At 66.9% G+C, this 22,070-nt stretch carries 20 protein-coding genes; 12 read left to right on the forward strand and 8 right to left on the reverse strand.

Annotated features, from left to right (window positions below):
- Window positions 1-3: 3 nt before the first annotated feature.
- On the reverse strand, window positions 4-1,002 hold the full coding sequence (locus CHB69_RS16065) for an NAD(P)H-quinone oxidoreductase (RefSeq protein WP_089216959.1): 999 nt from the start codon (window positions 1,000-1,002) through the stop codon (window positions 4-6).
- A 98-nt stretch (window positions 1,003-1,100) separates the two neighbouring features.
- On the opposite strand from CHB69_RS16065, the gene CHB69_RS16070 reads away from it, so the two are divergent.
- Window positions 1,101-1,298, forward strand: a complete 198-nt coding sequence (locus CHB69_RS16070) for a DUF1192 domain-containing protein (RefSeq protein WP_089216960.1) — start codon at window positions 1,101-1,103, stop codon at window positions 1,296-1,298.
- An 8-nt stretch (window positions 1,299-1,306) separates the two neighbouring features.
- On the opposite strand, the gene CHB69_RS16075 is transcribed toward CHB69_RS16070, so the two are convergent.
- Window positions 1,307-2,593, reverse strand: a complete 1,287-nt coding sequence (locus CHB69_RS16075; RefSeq protein WP_141134016.1) for a methyl-accepting chemotaxis protein — start codon at window positions 2,591-2,593, stop codon at window positions 1,307-1,309.
- A gap of 176 nt (window positions 2,594-2,769) precedes the next feature.
- Here CHB69_RS16075 and CHB69_RS16080 point away from each other — a divergent pair, with 176 nt between their 5' ends.
- Window positions 2,770-3,078 (forward strand): hypothetical protein, encoded by a 309-nt coding sequence (locus CHB69_RS16080; protein ID WP_089216961.1) that lies wholly within the window; start codon window positions 2,770-2,772, stop codon window positions 3,076-3,078.
- 302 nt (window positions 3,079-3,380) lie between these two features.
- Here CHB69_RS16080 and CHB69_RS16085 read toward each other — a convergent pair whose 3' ends face one another.
- Window positions 3,381-4,049, reverse strand: coding sequence for a S24 family peptidase (locus CHB69_RS16085; RefSeq protein WP_089216962.1), 669 nt, complete (start codon window positions 4,047-4,049; stop codon window positions 3,381-3,383).
- Between the two features lie 127 nt (window positions 4,050-4,176).
- Between CHB69_RS16085 and CHB69_RS16090 the strand changes: the two genes are divergently transcribed.
- Window positions 4,177-4,401: a hypothetical protein gene (locus CHB69_RS16090; RefSeq protein ID WP_089216963.1), complete on the forward strand. Its 225-nt coding sequence runs from the start codon at window positions 4,177-4,179 to the stop codon at window positions 4,399-4,401.
- Window positions 4,398-4,724: a hypothetical protein gene (locus CHB69_RS16095; protein ID WP_245836878.1), complete on the forward strand. Its 327-nt coding sequence runs from the start codon at window positions 4,398-4,400 to the stop codon at window positions 4,722-4,724. Before CHB69_RS16090 ends, CHB69_RS16095 begins: the two co-directional genes overlap by 4 nt.
- A gap of 4 nt (window positions 4,725-4,728) precedes the next feature.
- Here the strand turns inward: CHB69_RS16095 and CHB69_RS16100 are convergent, their stop codons facing one another.
- Together CHB69_RS16100 and CHB69_RS16105 are read right to left on the reverse strand one after the other, a co-directional pair.
- Window positions 4,729-5,472, reverse strand: coding sequence for a hypothetical protein (locus CHB69_RS16100; RefSeq protein WP_245836881.1), 744 nt, complete (start codon window positions 5,470-5,472; stop codon window positions 4,729-4,731).
- A 77-nt stretch (window positions 5,473-5,549) separates the two neighbouring features.
- On the reverse strand, window positions 5,550-6,773 hold the full coding sequence (locus tag CHB69_RS16105) for a TIGR04063 family PEP-CTERM/XrtA system glycosyltransferase (RefSeq protein WP_089216965.1): 1,224 nt from the start codon (window positions 6,771-6,773) through the stop codon (window positions 5,550-5,552).
- Window positions 6,774-6,880: 107 nt separating this feature from the next.
- Between CHB69_RS16105 and CHB69_RS20240 the strand changes: the two genes are divergently transcribed.
- From CHB69_RS20240 to CHB69_RS16135, 7 genes are all read left to right on the forward strand, one after another.
- Entirely contained in the window at window positions 6,881-7,042 is a 162-nt protein-coding gene (locus tag CHB69_RS20240) for a hypothetical protein (RefSeq protein WP_170935604.1), read from the forward strand.
- Window positions 7,035-8,384 carry a putative O-glycosylation ligase, exosortase A system-associated gene (locus CHB69_RS16110; protein ID WP_089216966.1) on the forward strand — a complete coding sequence of 450 codons (1,350 nt, stop codon included), beginning with the start codon at window positions 7,035-7,037 and terminating at the stop codon, window positions 8,382-8,384. Before CHB69_RS20240 ends, CHB69_RS16110 begins: the two co-directional genes overlap by 8 nt.
- Window positions 8,381-9,508, forward strand: coding sequence for an acyltransferase family protein (locus CHB69_RS16115; protein ID WP_141134017.1), 1,128 nt, complete (start codon window positions 8,381-8,383; stop codon window positions 9,506-9,508). The genes CHB69_RS16110 and CHB69_RS16115 overlap by 4 nt, the downstream gene beginning before the upstream one ends.
- 326 nt (window positions 9,509-9,834) lie before the next feature.
- Window positions 9,835-11,019 (forward strand): mechanosensitive ion channel family protein, encoded by a 1,185-nt coding sequence (locus tag CHB69_RS16120; protein WP_342746784.1) that lies wholly within the window; start codon window positions 9,835-9,837, stop codon window positions 11,017-11,019.
- Window positions 11,020-11,112: 93 nt separating this feature from the next.
- Window positions 11,113-11,571, forward strand: coding sequence for a MaoC family dehydratase (locus CHB69_RS16125; RefSeq protein WP_089216968.1), 459 nt, complete (start codon window positions 11,113-11,115; stop codon window positions 11,569-11,571).
- Window positions 11,572-11,634: 63 nt separating this feature from the next.
- A complete protein-coding gene (locus tag CHB69_RS16130) occupies window positions 11,635-12,816 on the forward strand; it encodes an acetyl-CoA C-acyltransferase (RefSeq protein ID WP_089216969.1) in 1,182 nt (393 codons plus the stop codon).
- Window positions 12,817-12,876: 60 nt separating this feature from the next.
- Window positions 12,877-13,167, forward strand: a complete 291-nt coding sequence (locus CHB69_RS16135; RefSeq protein WP_089216970.1) for a putative quinol monooxygenase — start codon at window positions 12,877-12,879, stop codon at window positions 13,165-13,167.
- Window positions 13,168-13,596: 429 nt separating this feature from the next.
- Here CHB69_RS16135 and CHB69_RS16140 read toward each other — a convergent pair whose 3' ends face one another.
- From CHB69_RS16140 to CHB69_RS16150, 3 genes are all read right to left on the reverse strand, one after another.
- Window positions 13,597-13,899, reverse strand: a complete 303-nt coding sequence (locus tag CHB69_RS16140; protein ID WP_089216971.1) for a hypothetical protein — start codon at window positions 13,897-13,899, stop codon at window positions 13,597-13,599.
- Between the two features lie 30 nt (window positions 13,900-13,929).
- On the reverse strand, window positions 13,930-16,809 hold the full coding sequence (locus CHB69_RS16145) for a M16 family metallopeptidase (RefSeq protein ID WP_089216972.1): 2,880 nt from the start codon (window positions 16,807-16,809) through the stop codon (window positions 13,930-13,932).
- Window positions 16,810-17,201: 392 nt separating this feature from the next.
- Window positions 17,202-19,400: an acylase gene (locus CHB69_RS16150; RefSeq protein ID WP_245836884.1), complete on the reverse strand. Its 2,199-nt coding sequence runs from the start codon at window positions 19,398-19,400 to the stop codon at window positions 17,202-17,204.
- An 88-nt stretch (window positions 19,401-19,488) separates the two neighbouring features.
- On the opposite strand from CHB69_RS16150, the gene clpB reads away from it, so the two are divergent.
- Complete coding sequence (clpB, locus tag CHB69_RS16155) at window positions 19,489-22,065, forward strand: ATP-dependent chaperone ClpB (RefSeq protein WP_089216973.1); 2,577 nt, start codon at window positions 19,489-19,491, stop codon at window positions 22,063-22,065.
- Window positions 22,066-22,070: the final 5 nt, after the last annotated feature.

Here is a 22,070-nt window from a genome sequence, read left to right on the forward strand (position 1 = left end):
CGCTCAGACCGTCAGCACGATCTTTCCGACATGCTCGCCCGCCTGCATCCGGGCGTGCGCTGCCGCTGCTTCGGCGAGCGGGAAACTCTGGTCCATCGCCGGCTTCCACGCGCCCTCGGCGAGACGCGGCCACAGCGTCCGGCGGATCTCGTCGGCGAGCGCCGCCTTGAAGTCCGCGCTGCGCGCGCGGAGCGTCGATCCGGTCATGGTCAGGCGGCGGCGCATCAATTGCGACATGTCGATTTCGGCGGTCGCGCCGCGCTGAAAGGCGATGGTGACGTGGCGCCCGTCATCGGCGAGGCAGGCGAGATTGCGCGGCACATAATCGCCGCCGACCATGTCGAGCACGACATCGACGCCCCTGCCGTCCGTGAACTGCTTCACCGCCTCGACATAATCCTCGGCCGAATAGTCGATCGCGAGATCGGCGCCGAGCGCGCGCGCGGCGTCGCACTTCGCCGGGCTGCCGCAAGTCACGATGATGCGGATGTCGAACAGCCTGGCAAGGCCGATCGCGGTGGTGCCGATGCCGCTGGTGCCGCCGTGGACGAGCGCGGTTTCGCCGTCCTTGACCCAGCCGCGCTCGAACAGATTGTGCCAGACGGTGAAGACGGTTTCGGGCAGCGCCGCCGCCTCGGCCATCGAAAACCCCTTGGGCACCGGCAGCACGCTGCCCGCCGGCGCGGCGCAATATTCGGCATAGCCGCCGCCCGCGACGAGCGCGCAGACCGCCTGCCCCAGCCATTCGGGATCGACCCCCGCGCCGACCGCGGCGACGGTCCCCGCGACCTCGAGCCCCGGCAGGTCGGACGCGCCCGGCGGCGGCGGGTAAAAGCCCATGCGCTGAAGGACGTCGGGGCGGTTGACCCCGGCGGCGGCGACCTGGATCAGCAGCTCGCCCGCGCCCGACTGCGGGACTGGACGCCGTTCGGGCACCAGCACCTCGGGCCCGCCGGGCTCGCGAATGGCGACGGCGGTCATGCTTTCGGGCAGGCTGGTCACGTTAAATCCCCCACTTTCCTCGATTTACCCAACGCGCCGCCTTATTGACAGCCGCGGCGCGCGGGTCAACAGTCGCCCACCGGAAGAGGAGCCCATAGATGGATGACGACGATCTTCCCCGCCGCCGCGACGATATACTCGCGGCGTTGACGAAACAATCGCTCGATCCCCTGTCGGTCGAGGAGCTGGGCGAACGCATTGCCGTTCTCGAGGGCGAGATCGCGCGGACGAAGGCGCACCGAGACGCCGCCGGGGGCGTCAAGGCGAGCGCCGAAGCGCTGTTCCGCAAGGCCTAAAGCTCGTGTCATGCCGCCGCCACCGCATCGACGAAATGGCGCGCGCGGTCGTGGAGCGATCGCGCCGCGCCGCTGAGCCCCGAGGACAGGCGCCCGAGCGTTTCGGCGCCGCTGCCGACCGACGCCGCGCCCTTGCTGATGTCGAGCACGCGCATGTCGACCTCGCGCCCCGCCGCCACCGCCTGTTCGACATAGCTCGCGATCATCAGCGTCGTGGTGCGCTGGCCATCGACCGCGCGGTCGACCGTGTCGGAGAATTTATTGTTCGCCTCGATCGCGCGTTCGATCTCGCGAAAGCCGCCCGCGACCTGTTCGACCGCCTGCCGGATATGATCGACCTGCTGCGCGATGTCGCCCGCGGCGGCTCGCGTCTGCGCCGCCAGCGCCTTGACCTCCGACGCGACCACCGCGAAGCCCCGCCCCGCATCGCCGGCGTGCGCCGCCTCGATCCCCGCGTTGAGCGCGAGCATGTTCGTCCGCCGCGCCATGTCGATGATGAGAGCGAGCATCTGTTCGATCGACTGGCTCGCCGCCTGAAGCGCGGCGGCGCGCTCGCTCGCGCCGCGCACCCGCTCATAGGCCTCGCGCCGCACGGTTCGTGCGCGGGTGCCGTCGTCGACGATCCGTGCCATCGCGTCGGCGAGCGCATGACCGCGTTCGCCCAGCTCCTGCAAGCCCGCCACCGTCTGCGCCGTCGCGCCCGCGACCGACATCGCATCGGCACCGGTCTGGCCCGCGCGCGCGGTGAGCCGCTCAGCCACCGCTTCGACCTCGCGCGCCATGTCGGCGAGCGACGCGGTCAGCGCGGCGACATCGTCCTGAAACCCCTTGCCCGCCGCGTCGATCCGCGCCGCGCGCGCCGCGCGTTCGTGCGCGAGTTCCATTTCGCGCAGCATCGCGAGCTTGGCGAGCTGCGCGCTGTCGAGCGCCTCGACGAACCGGCCATCCTCGACGAGCAGCAGCGCTTCGTGATCGGACGCCTGCGAAACGATTTGCAGCAACCGCTGCGTCGGCTCGTCGATGCTGGCGGTCAGGCAGGGGTCGATCATCGCCTCGATCGAGCCGCCGATCGTCGGGTTCTGCATCAGCGAGAACCAATAGGGACAGAAAAGCAGTTCGCGCACCCTCTGTTCGCGAATGATGCCGACGGGGCGCCGCGCGTCGTCGAGCACCGCGAGAACCCGCAGCCCCGAATGGGCGCGAAAAATGTCGATGACGTCCGACATCGGCGCGTCGGCCCCGATCGCGACCGAATGGCCGGAGAAAGGAGCGAGGGCCGTGTCTGCGGGGTTCATACTGGCTCCATGCGATGGATCGTCGGTGGCGCCCCGACTACTCCGGCAAGGTAAACGGCACTTTAACCAATTGTTTCAAAGCTGTGACAGATGGACGATTTCTGCGATCTATCCGTCGCAAGCGCCTGTTCAGAAACCGCGCGCTATGCAATGGGCCGCAGGTGAGGAGAAACGGGATGCGTGCGACGACGATCATGATGCTGATGGCGCCGCTGGCGCTCGGCGGTTGCGTGAGCACGGTGAAGAGCGTCGTGACCGCGCCGGTGAAAGCGGCCGGACAGGTCGCCGACTGGTCGACGACGAGCCAGGACGAAGCCGACCGCAACCGCGGCCGCGCGATGCGCGAACGCGAAGAGCGGCTCGGCGAGCTGTCGCGCAAGCGCGACAAGGCGGCGGCGAAATGCCGCGACGGCGACGAAGAGCAATGTCAGCGCGCCGAAGTGCTCGATCACGAGATCGAGGCGGTGATGGCGGAGCCGATCTAGAGTCGCTCTGGCGTTGTAAGTCGTCCAGTTTCGAACGGCGACACCCTCCAGAACATCGTCATGCTGAACTTGTTTGGTCATTGTCCCTTTTGCATCCGTATGCCCCGTCATTGCGAGCGAAGCGAAGCAATCCAGAGCGGTTTACGCATACTCTGGATTGCTTCGCTTCGCTCGCAATGACGAAATCCGGAATATGGATGCGAAGGGAATAATCGCCAAACAAGTTCAGGGTGACGAAAATGGAGAGTTGGCTCTCAACCCGGAACCGCCGCGCCTTTGTGAAGGCATCTTCCGCCCGAACATCAGCGCACCCGGCGCCCCGTCCAAACGACGCGGCCGACGAGCTGCACCGATCCCATCGGCAGGTCGGGATAGCTCGGATATTGGGGATTGTCGCTGATCACCGAAATACGTCCGGCGCCCGGCGCGCGCGCGACGCGCTTGACCATCAGCGCGTCGTCCATCCGCAGCACATAGATGCCGTCGCGCAGCCGCCCTGCCGCGTCGCCGCCGTCGACGAGGATGTCGTCGCCGTCGTTCAAGGTCGGCGCCATCGAATCGCCCTCGACGCGGATGATGCTGAGCGCGCGCGGGTCGGCGCCGAGGTCGCGCAGCCATTTGGGGTCGAACGCCACCGCGCCTTCGACCGCTTCGCCGTCGATGCTCGCCCCCGCGCCCGCCGACGCGCCGACCGCGAGCTTGGGAACGAGTATCATGTCGCGGCCGCGCGGCCGCGCCGGCGTCGCGACGCGCTGCTCCGGCCCGCCGAGCAGCGCTTCGGCGACCCCCAGATAGGCGGCGATGCGCGCACGGTCCTGTTCGGCGAGGCGGCGCGGCGTCCCGCGCTTGATATATTGCTGAATATAGGCGGCGTTGCGTCCGATCACCGCCGACAGCCGCGCATAGTCGATCCCCTTGTCCTGCAAGAGACGGTCGAGCGTGGCGCGCGGATCGTCGGCGAAGTCGGTCACGGGGCTGGTCCTTCCGCATTCTTCCTAGCAAGAGGATTTTTCCTAGACAAGTAGGAAATGACGGTTCAGATAGGAAATATCCTATCGGGCGACTCGCCCGCCACCTTCAACCGACGGGGAGACGAATATGGAGCGCAGCCTGTTGCAGCGGGTCGAGGCCTTTCTGAAGGAAGCGCAGATGCCGCCGACCGTCTTCGGCCGCGCGTCGGTGCGCGACCCGCGGCTGGTATCCGACCTGCGCGGCGGACGCGAACCGGGCCGCCGGATGATCGGACGGGTGGAACATTTCATGAACATGTGGCGCGAGACGCATCGCGGGGCCGCGCCGCGCCGCGAAAGAGGCGCGCGATGATCGCCTGGTCGCCCGCCGCGCCGATGCGGCCCGCCTGCCCGCACCGGCGTCTCCGCCGCCTGCTCGCGCGCGAACTGCCGCACGGGCTGGCGCTCGGCGCCTCGACGCTGCGGCAATGGGCGAGCGCGAGCTTCGTCGGCGCGCGCCACATCTTCCCCTGCGCCTTTGCGGCCGGCGAGGCCGAGCCGCTGCGCCGGTCGCTCGCGGCGCATCTGGAGGCGGTCGAATGGCGGCTCGCCGGCCATGTCGTCGCCGATATTGCGGTGGAGAGCGACGCGGCGGGCGCGATGCTGCGGATCGAGGTGCTGACGGTCGAGGATTGACCGGTCAGCCGGCCACCTGCCGGTTCATCCGCTGCAACGTGCCGAGCGCGGCTTCGAGCGCGAAATCGACCGCGCCGCCCGGTCTTTCCGTCGCCGCGACCGATTCGTCGGGCACGGGCGGCTGCGGCGGCTCCTCGACCCGCTGACGACGCGCCAGCCCCGCCTCGAGCCGCGCGACCATCGCGCCGAGCGAACGGTCGAGCGAATCGGCGCGCCGCGGCATGACGAGCTCGGCGGGTTGCAGCCAGGGTTCGTCGCCTTCGGCTGGTTCAGCCGGCGCGAGGTCGGCGACCGGCGCCTCGGGAAGCTGCTCGGCTTCGCGCGCCGCAACGAACGGCGCGAGTCCGCCCGCGGGCAGATCGCGACCGGCGCGGAGCGGCGGGCGCGGCGGATCGTCGGGATGGAAATCGGCGCGGCGGCGCGGCAGCACATTGTCGAGACCGGCTTCGGCCTCGGCGCGCGCACCGCGGCGCAGCGGCGGGGAGACGGCATCGGGCCGCGCCAGCGCCAGCGCGACGAGGCCGGCGATCAGCGCCGCGACTGCCGCCATGCCAAGTGCGAGCGCGAGGCGGCCGCCATTGCCGACCGGCGGCTCGAACAGCGGCGAGAGGCGGTCTAGATAGAGGTTCCAGCTGATCCCGGTGACCCACGCGAGCGGCATCACCGCGGCGAAGAGAAAGGTCAGCGCCGCGGCGCCGATGACCGCCGGAACGGCCGGACGCAGCGCGCGCATCACCGCGATCGCCATCCGCTTCCTCCTGCTTCCAATTTCGTTGTCCATATCGCTTCTGATTTCGCGCGCCGCAAGGATGCTTCTATCGTGCCTCATGCGGCGAGCGGCGCCACGCCGCGCCCCAGCAGGCGTTGGTAAACCGGTTCGTAACGCAAAATGTTTGACGACCAGTTACGATGTGCCTCGACGAAGGCCCGCGCCGTTCGCCGCCGCTTGTCCCACATCGCCCGGTCGCCGAGCAAGCCGATCAGCGCGGCGGCGATCGCCGCGGGATCGTCGGGCGCGAACAGCGTCCCGGTCGTCCCGTCCTCGATCAGCTCGCGGTGCCCGCCGACGTCCGAAGCCGCGACGAGCTTGCCCTGCGCCATCGCCTCGAGCGGTTTCAGCGGGGTCACGAGGTCGGTGAGCCGCATCTTCTTGCGCGGATAGGCGAGGATGTCGATCAGCGAATAATAACGTTCGACCGCATCGTGCGGGATGCGGCCGACGAAGTGGATATGCCCCGCGACCGGCGAGGCCGCCGCCTGTTCGCGCAAGGCCGCCTCGCGCGGCCCGCCCCCGACGAGCAGCAATTGCGCAGCGCCCTCGGCCGCGACGAGCGCGGGCATCGCCGCGATCAGATCGTCGATGCCCTCATAGTCATAGAAGCTGCCGATGAAGCCGATCACCGGTGCGCCCGCGGCGAGGCCGAGCCGCTCCGCCAGCGCCGCGTCGCGCGGCGGCGGGCTGCCGAACAGGCCCAGGTCGACGCCGTTGGGCGAAACGGTGATCTTCGCCGGATCGACCCCGCGCGCGACCAGGTCGCCGCGCAGCCCCTCGCAGATCACCGCGACCGCATCGGCCGCCTTGACCGCGTGCGTTTCGAGCCCGCGCGTCACGACATAGCGTGCGCTTCTTTCGCGCCCCGTCCCGTTGCCGACCGCCGCATCCTCCCAGAAGGCGCGGATTTCATACAGCACCGGAATGCCCCGCCGCTTGCCGACGCGCAGCGCCGCAAGCGCATCGAGAACCGGCGAATGCGCGTGGAGCAGGTCGGGCCGCCAGTCGTCGACGAGCGCCTCGATCCGCGCCGCGAGCGCGCCGATCTCGCGCCATTCGCGCAGCGGTGATGGCGCGGGCGGGGCAGGCGGGGTGCGATAGAAGGTCAGGCCGTCGACGGTCTCGACCTCGGGACCTGGCAGCGGATGCCGCACCCCCGTGATCCCCGCGACCGTCCATCCTTTCGCGACCTGCGCCTTCATCAGCGCGCGGGTGCGGAAGGTATAGCCGCTGTGCGCGGGCAAGCTGTGGTCGAGGACGTGCAGGATGCGGGTCATGCCGGTGGTCTGTGACATACAAGACTTAACGCGGCGTCAACCCCCTTGGGGTAGTGCCCCCAACGCTACTCTTGAGGTCGCAGCCAAAGCTAGGCATCGCTCCATCCATGGTCGACAATTTCTCGATTGCCCTCACTCACGCGCTGATGGCGATCGCACTGTGGCGCCTGCTTCACCGCGACGACCTCGACCATGAAGTGAGCGCGCGGCAATTGTGGCAGCAGCGCCGCGATGCCGAAGCCGCTAAGGAGCGCGGCGGCGATGCGTGACCTTGCCTTCGTCGCCTTTCTCTTTGCCTTCATCGGAGTCGGCTTCCGCAAGCCGTTCCTGTTCGTCCTCTGCTATTGCTATATCGACATCGTCGCGCCGCAGCGCCTCAGCTATTTCCTGATCAATTCGATCCCGATCTCGCTGATCGTCTTCATACTCGCGATCCTCGGCTGGCTCGTCGCCGACGACAAGCGCGATACCCGATGGTCGGGGCGCCAGACGCTGATGCTGCTGCTCCTCCTCTATTGCGGGATCACGACGCTGCAGGCCGATTTCCCCGTCGAGGCGCTGGTCAAATGGGACTGGGTGTGGAAGGCGCTCGTCTGGGCGATCTTTCTGCCGCTGACCTTGCGCACCAAGCTGAGGATCGAGGCGCTCGCGCTGATCATGCTGCTCTCGGCGGCGGCGATCGCGATCGCGGGCGGGATCAAGACCGCGGCGGGCGGCGGCGGCTATGGCTCGCTGCAACTGCTGCTCAACGAAAATTACGGGCTTTACGAGGGCAGCACCATGTCGACGGTCGCGATCTCGATCATCCCGCTGATCCTGTGGCTGCGCCGCCATGGCACCGTTTTTCCGCCCGACTGGCGCGTATCGCTCTTCGCCTTCGCCCTGTGTTTCGCCTGCATGTTGATTCCCGTGGGGACGCAGGCGCGCACCGGGCTCATCTGCCTCGGCGTCTTTGCGATCCTGTCGCTGCGCGCGGTGAAGCACCGCTTTCTCTATATGGCGGGCGCTGCGCTGCTCGTCGCGGCGGCGATTCCTTTCCTGCCGCAAAGCTATACGACGCGGATGGAGACGCTCGAGGATTATCGGGTCGACCAGTCGGCCTCGACGCGCGTCGCGGTGTGGGCGTGGACGTGGAATTATGCGAAAGAGCATCCGTTCGGCGGCGGGTTCGAGGCCTATCGACAGAACCGGCTGCGCGTCGAAACGATCGGCGGGGCGGATGCCGCCGACGCGGCCGACACCGCGGTCCACGACGAGCGCGCGCGCGCCTATCATTCGGCCTATTTCGAAATGCTCGGTGAACAGGGCTATCCGGGGCTCGCGCTGTGGCTGCTGCTCCACGTCGCGGGCATTTTGCAGATGGAGCGGCTGCGCCGCCGCTATTTGAAAACGCGGCGCGCCGAGGAGCAATGGATCGCGCCGCTCGCGACCGCGCTTCAGCACGGCCACATCATCTATCTGGTCGGCGCGCTGTTCGTCGGCATCGCCTTTCAGCCCTTCATCTATATGATGGTCGCGCTCGAAATCGGCCTGTCGACCTATTGCCGCCGCCGCGAGCGGCAGGCGGGCTGGCGGACGATGGCGCCGCGTTTCGCGGAAAGCGCCGCATGATCGCCGAGCGCAAAGTGCCGATGCTACCGACGCTCACCGGGCTGCGCGGGATCGCCGCACTGGCGGTGCTCTTCTATCACATTCGCTTCGCGATGGCGGGGTTCCTGCCCGAATCGGCGATCGCGCTGCTCGCGCACGGCTATCTGGCGGTCGACCTTTTCTTCGTCCTGTCGGGCTTCGTGCTGTGGTGGAACTATGGCGCCGGGTTCGCCGCCGAGGGCCACCGCGCCGCGCCGCGCTTCCTCGTGCGCCGGATCGCGCGCATCTTTCCGCTGCACCTCGCGATCCTGTCGGCGATGCTGGCGTTCGCCGCCGCGCTGCTGATGAGCGGCCGCGATCCCGGCGCGCAATATGACTTCGCACGGCTGCCCGCCCATTATCTGCTCGTCCAGAACTGGGGCTTCGCCGGCGAGCTCACATGGAATATCCCCGCCTGGTCGATCTCGACCGAATGGGCCGCCTATCTGCTGCTCGCCGCGACAGGCGGCCTGTTCGCGCGCTTGCCCGCCGGGCGGATCGTCTTTCCCGCCTTCGTTGTCCTGCTCGCGCTCGCGCTCGGCGGCTGGTTCGCCGCGACCGGGCGCGCGGACATCGGCGACGACATTGCGGCGACCGGCCTGGCGCGCTGCCTGGCCGAATTCGCGATGGGCGTCGCGCTCTGCCGCTGGTGGAGCGATCAGCGCGAACGTGGGGACGGGGCGCGGGTCATCTACGCCACCGCGACCGGCCTCGCGTTTCTCTCCGCGGCCTCGCTCGCGGCGGGCCTCCCGCAGCCCATGGCGGTCCCGCTCGCGATGGTCGCGGTCGTGATCTTCGCGCTGCAGGCCTCGCTCGCGGCGCGGCCCGCACTCTCGGGCCGGGTCGCGCAGCGGCTCGGCGACATCAGCTACGCCGTCTATCTGTCGCACTTCTTCCTGTGGATATTGTTCAAGCTCTTCTTCGTCGACGATCTCGCGGCGGTCGGCCCCGCGCAAATCGGCGCGTTCCTGCTGCTGACGCTCGCGGTGTCGCACCTGCTGCACGCCGGCCTCGAAATCCCCGCGCGCCGGATTGTTCAGCGCGGCGGGGACGGCCTGCTCGCGACGATGGCGCTCAAATATCGCGCGCGGCGCTCGCAGGGTTAGCGTCTGTCCTGATCGGGTGGATCGAAGCCCGTTCGTCCTGAGGAGGGGCTGAGCTTGTCGAAGCCCCGTCTCGAAGGACCCGACGCGGCGCATTGTCTTTCGAGACGCCATTTCGACGGGGCTCAATGGCTCCTCGGGACGAACGGGGGCATTGAATCCGCTTGAACAGGACAGACTCCAGGGCCGGTGGAATCGCGCCTCAACGCAACGGTTCCATCCGGACGGGTCAGACTCTATACGCATGAAACGCGCGGAACCATCACGGTGACCGTTCGCTATTGGGCCATGCCCGCCCGCCTGTCCCGCAACCGTTCAAGAGGAACGATGTGACTTTGCTTAGCCTGGCCGCCGCAACCCCCGCCACGCCAAAGACCGCGCCCGCCGCCGATCCGCTCGCGGAGCTGCGATATTGGTGGGACAGCAGCGTCGTCTGGGTGAACGGTCACTGGCTCCAGATAGCGATCGCCGTCGGCGCGGGACTGATTATCTATTTCCTGCTCTCGCTGGTCCGCGGCTTCGCGCTGAAGCGCGCGCAATCGGCCCCCGGCCATTTCACCATGACCGACATCGTCGGCCGCGTGATCCACAAGACCAAGTCGCTGGTGCTTGCAATCGTCGCGATCCGGCTCGTCGCCGGCTATGCCAGCCCGCCCGCGGTGGTGATGGAGACAATCCGCTTCGTCTTCACCGTCGCGGTCGTGCTGCAGGTCGCGATCTGGGCGCGCGAGATCGTCCTCGGGCTGATCCAGCGCCGCGCCGCCGAAGGGCATAATGAAACGCTCGCCAATGCGATGGGGATCATCCGCATCCTGATCAGCGTCGCGCTGTTCGCGGTCGCGGCGATCGTCATCCTCGACAATATGGGGGTCAATGTCACCGGCCTCGTCGCCGGGCTCGGCATCGGCGGCATCGCGATCGGCCTTGCCGCGCAGGGCATCTTCTCCGACCTCTTCGCCTCGCTGTCGATCATCTTCGACCGCCCGTTCCGCGTCGGCGAGACGATCAAATATGACAACAGCGTCGCGACCGTCGAGCGCATCGGGCTCAAGAGCACGCACCTGCGCTCGATCAACGGCGAGCTGCTCGTGATCTCGAACACCAATTTGCTGTCGAAGGAGATCACCAACTACGCCAACCTTCACCGGCGGCGCATCCAATATGCGATCGGGGTCGTCTATCAGACGACGCCCGAAATGCTGCGCGCGCTGCCGGCGTTGCTCCAGGCGCAGGTCGAGGCCGAGGGCCATGAATTCATCCGCTCGAGCTTCGTCGGCTTCGGCGCGTCGAGCCTCGATTTCGAGCTGGTCGCCGACGTCCACAATGACGATTATAATCAGGTGATCGCTGCGCGCACCGCGATCGGCATTCGCGTCTTCGATGAAATGACCAGGGCGGGCTACGACTTCGCCTACCCGACGCAGACGACCTTCACCGCGGCGCCTGACGGGACGATGATTCTCCCCTATGCCGAGAGCGTGACGATGAAGACGCCGAAGTCCGCCCAGAGCTGACGCTACGGCGACGCGGCGTCGGGGCTTGGCCCTTGTGCGATGCGGCAAGAGAGGCCTAGAACGCGCCCCGAACCAAGATTGAGGGGATGACATATGGCCACCATCACGCCGCAGGAATTGCAGTCGAAAGTCGGGCAGCATCTCGGCACCTCCGATTGGGTGCTCGTCGATCAGGCGATGATCGACAAATTCGCCGATGCGACGGGTGACCATCAATTCATCCATGTCGACCCGGAAAAGGCCAAGCTGACCCCCTTCGGCGGCACGATCGCGCACGGCTTTCTGACGCTGTCGCTGATCCCGATGCTCGGCCAGAAGACCGACGGGCCGAAGATCGAAGGCGTCAAGATGGGCGTCAACTATGGCGGCAACAAGGTCCGCTTCCTTGCCCCCGTCCGCTCGGGCAAGCGCGTCCGCAGCCATGTGAAACTGCTCGAACTCGAAGAAAAACGTCCCGGCCAGTGGCAGCAGACCAACGAAGTGACGATCGAGATCGAAGGCGAGGAAAAGCCTGCGCTGATCGCCGAATGGATCAGCCAGTTTTTCGTGTGAGCATATCCATCCGGCTGACCTCCCCCGTAAAGACAACCGGAACCAGAAAGAAGGACCTCTATCATGCGTGACGCCGTCATCGTTTCCACCGCCCGCACCCCGCTGACCAAGGCGGCGCGCGGCTCGTTCAACAACACCCCCTCGCCGACGCTCGGCGCCTTTTCGGTCAAGGCCGCGGTCGAGCGCGCCGGCCTGGAGGGCGGCGAGATCGACGACGTCGTCTTCGGCGCCGCGATGCAGCAGGGGTCGCAGTCGCCGAACGTCGCGCGCCTGATCGCGCTGCGCGCCGGCCTGCCCGTCACCGTCCCCGGCATGTCGATCGACCGCCAATGCTCGTCGGGCCTGATGACGATCGCGACGGCTGCAAAGCAGATCATCGTCGACCGTCAGGACATCTGCGTCGCCGGCGGCGTCGAGTCGATCTCGAAGGTCAGCGGCAGCGGCAAGGTCTTCATCGAGCCCGACGCCGAACTGCTCGCGATGCACAAGGACACCTATATGCCGATGATCGGCACCGCCGAGGTCGTCGCGAAGCGCTACAACATCGGTCGCGAAGCGCAGGACGAATATTCGCTCCAGTCGCAGCAGCGCACCGCCGCCGCGCAAGCCGCGGGCAAGTTCGCCGACGAGATCATCCCCTGCAAGGCGACGATGGCGATCGTCGACAAGGAGACGAAGGAAGTCTCCTACAAGGACGTCACCGCCGACCGTGACGAATGCAACCGTCCGGACACCACGCTCGAAGGGCTCGCGAGCCTGAAGCCGGTGATGGGCGAAGGTCATACGATCACCGCGGGCAATGCGAGCCAGCTGTCGGACGGCTCGTCGGCGTGCGTGGTGATGGAAGCCAAGGTCGCGGAGAAGCGCGGGCTCCAGCCGCTTGGCCGCTATGTCGGCATGGCGGTCGCGGGCACCGAGCCCGACGAAATGGGCATCGGCCCCGTTTTCGCGATCCCGAAGCTGCTCGAACGCTTCGAGCTCAAGATGGACGACATCGGCCTGTGGGAGCTCAACGAAGCCTTTGCGGTGCAGGTGCTTTACTGCCGCGACAAGCTCGGCATTCCGAACGAGCTTTTGAACGTCAATGGCGGCTCGATCTCGATCGGCCACCCGTTCGGCATGACCGGCGCGCGCTGCGTCGGCCATGCGCTGATCGAAGGCAAGCGCCGCGGCGTCAAATATGCCGTCGTCACCATGTGCATCGGCGGCGGTCAGGGCGCCGCGGGCCTGTTCGAAGTCTTCTGACAATGCGAGCCGGGCCGGCGCGTGCCGGCCCGGACGCCAATCATAATGAGGGAGAGCGATATGAGCGCCATCGGCATCATCGCGACGCTGCGCGTGCAGGCGGGCAAGGAAGAGGAATTCGAAGGCGTTTTCGCCGAGCTCGCCCCGGCGGTGCGCGCGGGCGAACCCGGCAACAGCTATTACCGCCTGTTCAGGACGGGCGAAGCGGGCGTATACAAGGTGCTCGAATGCTATGACGACGAGGCGGCGACCGAAGCGCACCGCGCCTCGGACCATTTCCGCACCCTCGGCGCCAAGCTCGGCCCCTGCCTCGCCGGCGCGCCCGAAATCGAGCGGCTGACCGCGGTCTGACCTGCGGCGGCCCTTCGACGAAGGGGGCCATTGCGATCGGGCGATAGCAGCCGCGGGGGTTGAGGGAACAGAACAACGCGCTGTGCTGCGGGTGTCGGCGAGATTTGTTTCGCGCGAAGACGCGAAGACGCGAAGATTCCGGTTCGCGGCCGCAAGGCCGCCTTTTCCTTCAGCGTCGCGTCCACCGCAACGCGAAATGGGGAAAGCCGCTTCGCGGCAAGCGCGACATCTTCGCGTCTTTGCGTCTTCGCGCGAAACGAAAAATCCCGACCCGCCGGTTTCAACCAACGCCTGCTGCGCGCACCTTCTTGCGCCGCAAGAGCCCGCTCACACCCCAAAACCGACCTTCGCCCGAAAGCCCCTCCCATAAACGAAAGGGCCGCCCGTCGCTTTCGCAACGGACGGCCCCGAAATCGCGATCGGGCGGGATCAGGCCTGGCGCGTGCCCGTCATCGCCATCGAGCCGAACGGGCCGGCCTTGATCGTTCCGGTCAGCGCGTCGCCGTCGATCGTCGCTTCGCATTCGAGCGTCATCGGCATCGGCACTTTCATATTCATCGTCCAGCTGAGCTTGTTGCCGTCGACCTTGCCGTTTTCGACGTCGAGCGAGCCCATCGCACCGGCATTCTGCCCCGTGAACATATCGCCGTCGCTCTTGACGGTGAAAACCGACTTCTGGTCGCCCATCGGCGACTTGGTCACGCAATCATAGCTGCCATCGACTTGAGACATACGGGCTCTCCTTACTGAAACTGATGTTAGTTACGGGGTCGCTGTTTCCACGGTCAGCCCCAATCCGTCAAGCTGCGGTTTGACCGTCGCGGCATCGCCGACGACGACATAGACGAGGTCGTCGACGCTGAGCGCCTGCCGGGCGGCGGCGTCGATCGCCGGGGCGGTCATCGCTTCATAGATGGCGGGCAGCTTTTCGTAATAATCGTCGGCGCGGCCGAATTTGACGATCGAGCGCATCCCGCCGAGCACGTCGCCCGAGGTTTCGAAGCTGCCCGGAAGCGCGCGCACGCTGCCGTTGATCGTGCGCTCGAGTTCCTCGGCGGTGGTGCCCTTGTCGCCGAGATAGGCGGCGAGATCCTCGCGCAGCGCCTTGATCGAATCGCCGGTGCGGTCGGCCTGCACCGGCGCGGTCGCGACCCAGGTCACGCGGCCTTCGTCGTCCGAAATGCCCGAGCGCACACCATAGGACCAGCCCTTGGTCTCGCGCAGGTCCATGTTGAAGCGCGACAGGAAATTGCCGCCGAAAATATCGTTCGCCGCGCGCAGCACTTCGAGGTCGTCGCCGCCCTTCGCATCCAGCACCTTGCCCGCCATGATCACCGACTGCGGCGATTTGGGCCGGTCGACGAGCAGGATGCGCGGCTGCGGCTTCGGAATCGCGACGTCGAAATTCTTTTCGGGCTTCGGCGTCGCAGGCGACTTCCACGCGCCGAGCGTCGCGTCGAGCTGTTTCTTCACTTCGGCGAGCGTCGTATCGCCGACGACGAAGATGCGCGCCATGTCGGGGCGGATCCATGTGTCGTGGAAGGCGATGAGATCGGCCCGTGTCGCGCCCTGCACCGCATCGGCCGAGCCGAGCCCCGAGGGCGGGATGCCATAGGGATGATCGGCGCCGTAAAGCACCGGCGCGAGCACGCGCGACGCGACGGCGCGCGGATTGTTGAGTTCGGCCTTGAGCCGCGTCAGCTGCTGCGCGCGCACCCGTTCGAGTTCCTGCGCGTCGAAGGCGGGGTTGCGGATATAGTCGGCGAGCAGCGCCAGCGACGGGCGCAGATTGGGGGTCAGCGCGAACAGGCTGAACACCGTCTCGTCGGCGCTCGCCGACCCGTCGATCTGTGCGCCAAGCCGCTCCTTCGCCTCGGCAAAGGCGATCGAAGGGAGGCTCGTCGTGCCCTCGTCCATCAGGCTGAGCATCAGCGACTGGGTGCCGAGCGCGTCGTGCGGATCGGCGGCATAGCCCGCGTCGAAGCTCACCGCGACCTGCACCGTCGGCACCGCGTCGCGGCGCGCGAAATAGACCGGGATGCCGTTCTTGAGCGTCGTGCGCTCGATCGCGGGAAAATCGAGCGCCTTGAGCTGGGCGACCGGCGGCAGCTGCGAACGGTCGGCGATCGAGGTCGCGGCGCCGACGCCGGTGTCGGGGCCGACGTCACCGAGGTCGGGGTTCCAGTAGCGATCGGGGGCGACCGCTTCTGCCACCTTGCCGGCGCGCACCGCGCCGCCGCGATTCTCGCCGCCCTCGGTGCGCTCGCCGGGGGTGTAGGTCAGCGAGAAGGCCGGGCGCGACAGCCATTTGTTCGCGACCGCCTTCACTTCCTCGGGGGTCGCCTTCGCCATCCGCGCGAGCTCGGTCTTGTAATAGGCCGGATCGTTCGAATAGAGCGCGCCCTCGGCGAGCGTCACTGCCTTGCCGCCGAAGCCGCCGACCGATTCGAGGCTGGCGATGGTGCCGCCCAAAGTGCTCGCTGCGGCGCGCTGCAATTCGTCGGCGGTCGGGCCGGTCGCGAGGAAATTCGCAATCTCTTCGTCGAGCTTCCTGCCGACGACTTGCGGAGACACGCCCTCCTTGACGTCGGCCTGGACGATCAGGATGCCCGCATCCTCGAAGGGCTGGGCGAAGGCGGCGACGCTGACCGCGACCGGGTCCTTGCGCACCATCGCATTGTCGAGGCGCGAACTCGACAGCCCGCCGAGCACGCTCATCGCCATCTGGAGCGGCACCGCTTCGGGATCATTGAGCCCCGGGATCGCCCACATGCGATAGATGCGCGTCGTCGGGATCATGTCGAAGACCTGCTTCGCGAGCGGCGCGGGCAGCGTCGGCACCGTGACCTTCGGCATCTGGACGTCGGGACCGCGCGGGATGTCGCCGAACCATTCGGCGACCTTCGCCTTTGCGGTCGCCGGGTCGATGTCGCCCGCCAGCACCAGCACCGCATTGTTCGGGCCATAATGGTCGGTGAACCATTTCTTCACGTCGGCGAGCGTCGCCGAATTGAGGTCGTCCATCGAGCCGATGGTGCTGTGGTGATAGGGGTGACCCGAGGGGAAGAGATTCTCGAATATCTCGTAGCGCAGCAGACCATAGGGATTATTGTCGCCCTGGCGCTTTTCGTTCTGGACGACGCCGCGCTGGTTATCGAGCTTTTCCTGCGTCACCGCGCCGAGCAGATGCCCCATGCGGTCGCTTTCGAGGAACAGCGCGCGGTCGAGCGCGCCGGTCGGCACCGTCTCGAAATAATTGGTGCGGTCCATGTTGGTCGTGCCGTTGCTGTCGGTCGCGCCGACCTGTTCGAGCGGCTCGAAGAAATCGCCCGGCGCATTTTCCGACCCGTTGAACATCAGATGCTCGAACAGATGCGCAAAGCCCGTCTTGCCCGCCGGCTCGTTCTTCGACCCGACGCGATACCACACCGACACCGCGACTACCGGCGCCTTGCGATCCTCATGCACGATCACGCGCAGCCCGTTGTCGAGCGTGAAGCTCTGATAGGGAATATCGACCGCCTTCACGAGTTCGGCGATCGGCGCCGCCTGCTCGGCCTTCGGCTTGGCGAGCGCGGGGCCGGCGGCGACGAGCGCGGTCGAGGCGGCGAGAGCGAGAGCGATACGGCGGAAGGGGGGCATGGATGCTCCTTTGAAAATCGCAGGCAATAAGGGAATTGGTCGGCAGAACAGAGGTGTGTCACCGGTTTAGGACGGCATTTCCGCGCTTTCAAGGGCGAGGGAGGCCGTGGGACGATACCGATTTTCAGGAAGGACTCGCACGAAGCCACGAAGCCACAAAGGGGCAGGGCTGATACGTGGTCGTCTTTGCGATAAACCATATGTGTCCCCGCGCAGGCGGGGACCCATTTCCCGCCGGCTCGAAATAGCCCTCCGGAGATGGACTCCCGCCTTCGCGGGAGCACACCGTTTTTGATCGAAGATGGTCGCAGACTGGAGCGACCCCTTTGTGGCTTCGTGGCTTCGTGCGAAATATGGGCAGCGGCGGCTCGCCGTCGTTGCAGTCCGTCGCCTCAAGGGCGATAGAAACGCGCCCCGCTCGCCCTCAGCGCCGCGGGGTCGAACAGCACCGGCTTGAGCTGATGGCGCACGAACAGCGGCGCCTGGTCGTTATAGTGCGGGCTGTCGGGGCGCGTCGTCGCGGCGCCGAAGGGCTGGATCGACTGCGAATGCACCCGCCCCGCCTTGTCCCATGTGACAAACATGATGAAGCTGTCGCCGTGGCGCACCTTCAGCCGCCCGTCGGGCTCGGCGTCCCACAGGGTCGAGGCGCGGACCGTGTCGTTGCCGCCATCGAGCGGCAGGTCGACGCGATGCGCGCCCTCGCCGTGGCGCAGGCGCAGCACGGTGCCGAGCTTCGGGTCGAGGCTGCCGAAATATTGCCGGAGATGCGCGGCAACCTCGCTCAGCACTTCGCGCGGGTCGGGGTCGGCGCGGCGCTGGTAATGCGCACTGCCCGCGGGGCGCAGCACCATCAGCGCGAGCGCGTCGCCATGCCCCTTGCCGTCGAGATTCCAGTCCCATTCGCGAAGCAGCTTTTGCGCTTCGGCGAGCGCCGGGTCGCCTTTGGTGTCGAGCGCGAGCAGCTTGTCGATCCATGCCTTCGCGTAACCCGTCTTCGCATAGGCGGTGTCATATTTGATTTGCCTGAGCCGCGCTTCGTCGATCTTGCCCGATGCCTCGAACAATTGGATCAGCCGCGCCGCGCGGTTGGTCATATCGTCCTCGATCCCGAGCAAGGGCGAAAAGGCCGCCGGATCGAGCTCGTCGCCCGGCCCCGCCGCGACCCACGGCGTATTGTTCGCGTTGATAACATAGCCCGACGCCGGGTTGACGAGCGCGGGAACGCGGTCGAACGGCAGGGTCTTGGTCCACAGATCGGCCGAGGTGTCGCCGGGCAGGATGGTGCGCCAGTCGAAGCCGCGCGGCCGGTCGGGGAACATCGCATTATAGAAAAGGCCGATATTGCCCTTGGCATCGGCATAGATGAAATTGGTCGCGGGCACGCCCTGCGCCGCCATCGCCGCGCGCCATTCGGCGAAGCTCTTCGCCTTGTTCAGCCGGTAATATTGGGTGACCATATTCGCCTGGTCCTGCCCTGCGTAGCGGATCGCAAAGGCACCCTGGTCGTTCTCGATCACCGGCCCGTGCACCGAGCGATAAACGGTGCGCGGCACCGGCAGCACGAAGGGACCGAATTTGACCTTGAGCCAGATGCGCTTTTTCTCGAGCGGCAGCCATCGGCCGTCGAAGCGATAGTTCTTCCCGCTTTCGTCGAGCGTCAGCTTATAGACGTCGATCAGGTCGGGCCGGTTCACCGTGTTGGTCCAGCCGAGATATTTGTTGTGGCCGAGGAAGGGATAGGGCGAGCCGGGGAAATTGGCCCCCGCAAAGTCCCATCCCTGCTGACTGTGGACGACGAGTTCGTACCATGCGACCCCGCCGGTCCATGGCTGGTGCGAGTTGGAGACGAGCCGCGTCGTGCCGTCGGCCATGCGCGACGGGGCGACCGCGATGCCGTTCGAGCCGCTCTCGCCCGGATCGCTTCCGAGCGGCGTGTCGGCGCGCGGCACCACCTTGCCCGTGACGTCGATCGCCGGTCCGCCCTCGCGGCCCAGCGGTTCGCCCGCAGCCAGCTTGCCGAGCACCGAATCGAGCCCGAAGAAGAAGGGCGAGCGCAGCACGAAACCCGCGACGACATCCTCGCCGGTCACCGGGAACAGCCCGCGCATCCGCACCTCGCCCGGATGCTTTTCGGCATAATGGTTGAGCCCCGCGGCATAGGCGGTGAACAGCGCGCGCACGTCGGCGGGGAGGCGCGGCCAGTCGCGCGCGGTCGTGTCGCGCACGCCAAGCAGCGCCGCGACATAGTCGATCTTCGCGCCATCCGGCCCAAGCATCGCCCCCGCGCGACCGCGCGTCATCGCGAGCACTTCCTGCAAGGTCGAAAAATCATCCTCGGCGTGCGCGAAGGCGACGCCATAGGCGACATCGGCGTCGGTCTTTCCAAAGATATGCGGCACCCCGAACTTGTCGCGCGCAATCCGGACGTCGCCCACCTTGTAGGCTGGGGCGGCTGGCGCTTCGGCGGTGAGCGGCTCCCAGATCGCAAGCCCGATCGCCACCGCGGCGAGCAGCAAAAGCAATCCGAGGAAAAATTTACGCATCCGCTTGCCCACCCGCTGCATTATGATCGTGCGACGCGCCCTCATGGCGGAAAATCCTGGGCGCGGGAAGCCATGCTCTTGTGTTGCATAAAGGCAACACTATCTCTGGCAGCGAGAAAGGGGCTTACCACATATGAACCTCGAAAAATTCACCGACCGCGCCAAAGGCTTCCTGCAGGCGGCGCAGACGATCGCGATCCGCATGAACCATCAGCAGATCGCCCCCGAACATATCGCCAAGGCGCTGCTCGAAGACAATCAGGGCATGGCCGCCGGGCTGATCCAGCGCAGCGGCGGCGATGCCGCGCGCGCGGTGCAGGGCATCGACGCGCTGCTCGACAAGATTCCCGCGGTGTCGGGCTCGGGCGCGCAGGCGACGCCGGGCCTCAACAACGACGCGGTGCGGCTGCTCGATCAGGCCGAACAGGTCGCGACCAAGGCCGGCGACGGCTATGTCACCGTCGAGCGGCTGCTGCTCGCGATGGTGCTTGCGAGCGGCACCCCGGTCGGCAAGGCCTTCGCCGACGCGGGCGTGAAGGCCGACGCGCTCAACGCCGCGATCAACGAGCTTCGCGGCGGGCGCACCGCCGACACCGCCTCGGCCGAGGACCGCTACGAGGCGCTCAAGAAATTCGCCCGCGATCTCACCGAAGTCGCGCGCGAGGGCAAGCTCGACCCGGTGATCGGCCGCGACGAGGAAATCCGCCGCACCGTGCAGATCCTCGCGCGCCGCACCAAGAACAATCCGGTGCTGATCGGCGAGCCCGGGGTCGGCAAGACCGCGATCGCCGAGGGGCTGGCGCTGCGCATCGCCAATGGCGACGTGCCCGACAGTTTGAAGGACCGCCGCCTGCTCGCGCTCGACATGGGCGCGCTGATCGCGGGCGCCAAATATCGCGGCGAGTTCGAGGAGCGGCTGAAGGGCGTGCTCGACGACGTCAAGGCCGCCGAGGGCGAGATCATCCTGTTCATCGACGAGATGCATACGCTCGTCGGCGCGGGCGCGAGCGAGGGCGCGATGGACGCCTCGAACCTCTTGAAGCCCGCCTTGGCGCGCGGCGAACTCCACTGCATCGGCGCGACGACGCTCGACGAATATCGCAAATATGTCGAAAAGGACCCCGCGCTCCAGCGACGCTTCCAGCCGGTGTTCGTCGGCGAGCCGACGGTCGAGGATTCGATCAGCATCCTGCGCGGGCTCAAGGAAAAATATGAGCTGCACCATGGGGTGCGGATCACCGACGGCGCGATCGTCGCCGCGGCGACGCTGTCGAACCGCTACATCACCGACCGCTTCCTGCCCGACAAGGCGATCGACCTGATGGACGAGGCGGCGAGCCGCATCCGCATGGAGGTCGAATCGAAGCCCGAGGAGATCGAAAATCTCGACCGCCGCATCATCCAGATGAAGATCGAGGAATCGGCGCTCGGCAAGGAAAGCGACGACGCATCGAAGGAGCGGCTCGCCAATCTGCAGGCCGAACTCGCCAATCTCGAGCAGCAATCGGCCGAGCTGACGCAGAAATGGCAGGCCGAAAAGGACAAGATTCACGCCGAGGCGAAGATCAAGGAAGCGCTCGACGCGGCGCGCGTTCAGCTCGAACAGGCGCAGCGCGCGGGCGATCTCGCAAAGGCCGGTGAGCTCAGCTACGGAACCATTCCGACCCTCGAAAAACAGCTTCAGGAAGCGCAGGCGGTCGCCGGCAATGCGATGCTGCGCGAAGAGGTCACCGCCGACGACATCGCCGCGGTGGTCAGCCGCTGGACCGGCATCCCGGTCGACCGGATGCTCGAGGGCGAGCGCGAAAAGCTGCTCGGCATGGAAGCGCATCTGGGGCAGCGGGTGATCGGGCAGGACGAGGCGGTGCGCGCGGTTTCGACCGCGGTGCGCCGCGCGCGCGCCGGGCTACAGGACCCCAACCGCCCCTTGGGCAGCTTTCTCTTCCTCGGCCCGACGGGCGTCGGCAAGACCGAGCTCACCAAGGCGCTCGCGCGCTTCCTGTTCGACGATGATGCCGCGATGGTGCGCATCGACATGTCCGAATTCATGGAAAAGCACAGCGTCGCGCGGCTGATCGGCGCGCCGCCGGGCTATGTCGGCTATGAAGAAGGCGGGGTGCTCACCGAAGCGGTGCGGCGCCGGCCCTATCAGGTCGTGCTGTTCGACGAGGTCGAAAAGGCGCATGGCGACGTGTTCAACATCCTGCTTCAGGTGCTCGACGACGGGCGGCTGACCGACGGGCAGGGGCGCACGGTCGATTTCACCAACACGCTGATCATCCTGACCTCGAACCTCGGCAGCCAGGCGATCGCCGCGCTTCCCGACGACGCGCCGGTCGAACAGGCCGAGCCCGCGGTGATGGAGGTGGTGCGCGCGCATTTCCGGCCCGAATTCCTGAACCGGCTCGACGAAATCGTGCTGTTCCACCGCCTAGGGCAGCAGCATATGGGCGGGATCGTCGATATTCAGGTCGCGCGCGTGCAGAAACTGCTCGCCGACCGCAAGATCACGCTCGACCTGACCGACGCCGCCCGCAACTGGCTCGGCCGCGTCGGCTACGACCCCGTCTATGGGGCGCGGCCGCTGAAACGCGCGGTGCAGAAATATCTGCAGGACCCGCTCGCCGACCTGATCCTGAAGGGCGAGGTGCGCGACGGCGCGACGGTGAAGGTCGACGAAGGCGACGGCGCGTTGACCTTGTCCGTTTGAGGTGG

It is taken from the genome of Sphingopyxis indica (genome assembly GCF_900188185.1).
Classification (GTDB): Bacteria; Pseudomonadota; Alphaproteobacteria; order Sphingomonadales; family Sphingomonadaceae; genus Sphingopyxis; species Sphingopyxis indica.

Coding starts and splice junctions, on each gene's coding strand:
- CHB69_RS16070 (WP_089216960.1), top strand. CDS start 1,101: ATGGATGACGACGATCTTCCCCGCCGCCGCGACGATATACTCGCGGCG.
- CHB69_RS16075 (WP_141134016.1), bottom strand. CDS start 2,593: ATGAACCCCGCAGACACGGCCCTCGCTCCTTTCTCCGGCCATTCGGTC.
- CHB69_RS16080 (WP_089216961.1), top strand. CDS start 2,770: ATGCGTGCGACGACGATCATGATGCTGATGGCGCCGCTGGCGCTCGGC.
- CHB69_RS16090 (WP_089216963.1), top strand. CDS start 4,177: ATGGAGCGCAGCCTGTTGCAGCGGGTCGAGGCCTTTCTGAAGGAAGCG.
- CHB69_RS16095 (WP_245836878.1), top strand. CDS start 4,398: ATGATCGCCTGGTCGCCCGCCGCGCCGATGCGGCCCGCCTGCCCGCAC.
- CHB69_RS16100 (WP_245836881.1), bottom strand. CDS start 5,472: ATGGCGATCGCGGTGATGCGCGCGCTGCGTCCGGCCGTTCCGGCGGTC.
- CHB69_RS16105 (WP_089216965.1), bottom strand. CDS start 6,773: ATGACCCGCATCCTGCACGTCCTCGACCACAGCTTGCCCGCGCACAGC.
- CHB69_RS20240 (WP_170935604.1), top strand. CDS start 6,881: ATGGTCGACAATTTCTCGATTGCCCTCACTCACGCGCTGATGGCGATC.
- CHB69_RS16110 (WP_089216966.1), top strand. CDS start 7,035: ATGCGTGACCTTGCCTTCGTCGCCTTTCTCTTTGCCTTCATCGGAGTC.
- CHB69_RS16115 (WP_141134017.1), top strand. CDS start 8,381: ATGATCGCCGAGCGCAAAGTGCCGATGCTACCGACGCTCACCGGGCTG.
- CHB69_RS16125 (WP_089216968.1), top strand. CDS start 11,113: ATGGCCACCATCACGCCGCAGGAATTGCAGTCGAAAGTCGGGCAGCAT.
- CHB69_RS16130 (WP_089216969.1), top strand. CDS start 11,635: ATGCGTGACGCCGTCATCGTTTCCACCGCCCGCACCCCGCTGACCAAG.
- CHB69_RS16135 (WP_089216970.1), top strand. CDS start 12,877: ATGAGCGCCATCGGCATCATCGCGACGCTGCGCGTGCAGGCGGGCAAG.
- CHB69_RS16140 (WP_089216971.1), bottom strand. CDS start 13,899: ATGTCTCAAGTCGATGGCAGCTATGATTGCGTGACCAAGTCGCCGATG.
- CHB69_RS16145 (WP_089216972.1), bottom strand. CDS start 16,809: ATGCCCCCCTTCCGCCGTATCGCTCTCGCTCTCGCCGCCTCGACCGCG.
- CHB69_RS16150 (WP_245836884.1), bottom strand. CDS start 19,400: ATGAGGGCGCGTCGCACGATCATAATGCAGCGGGTGGGCAAGCGGATG.
- clpB (WP_089216973.1), top strand. CDS start 19,489: ATGAACCTCGAAAAATTCACCGACCGCGCCAAAGGCTTCCTGCAGGCG.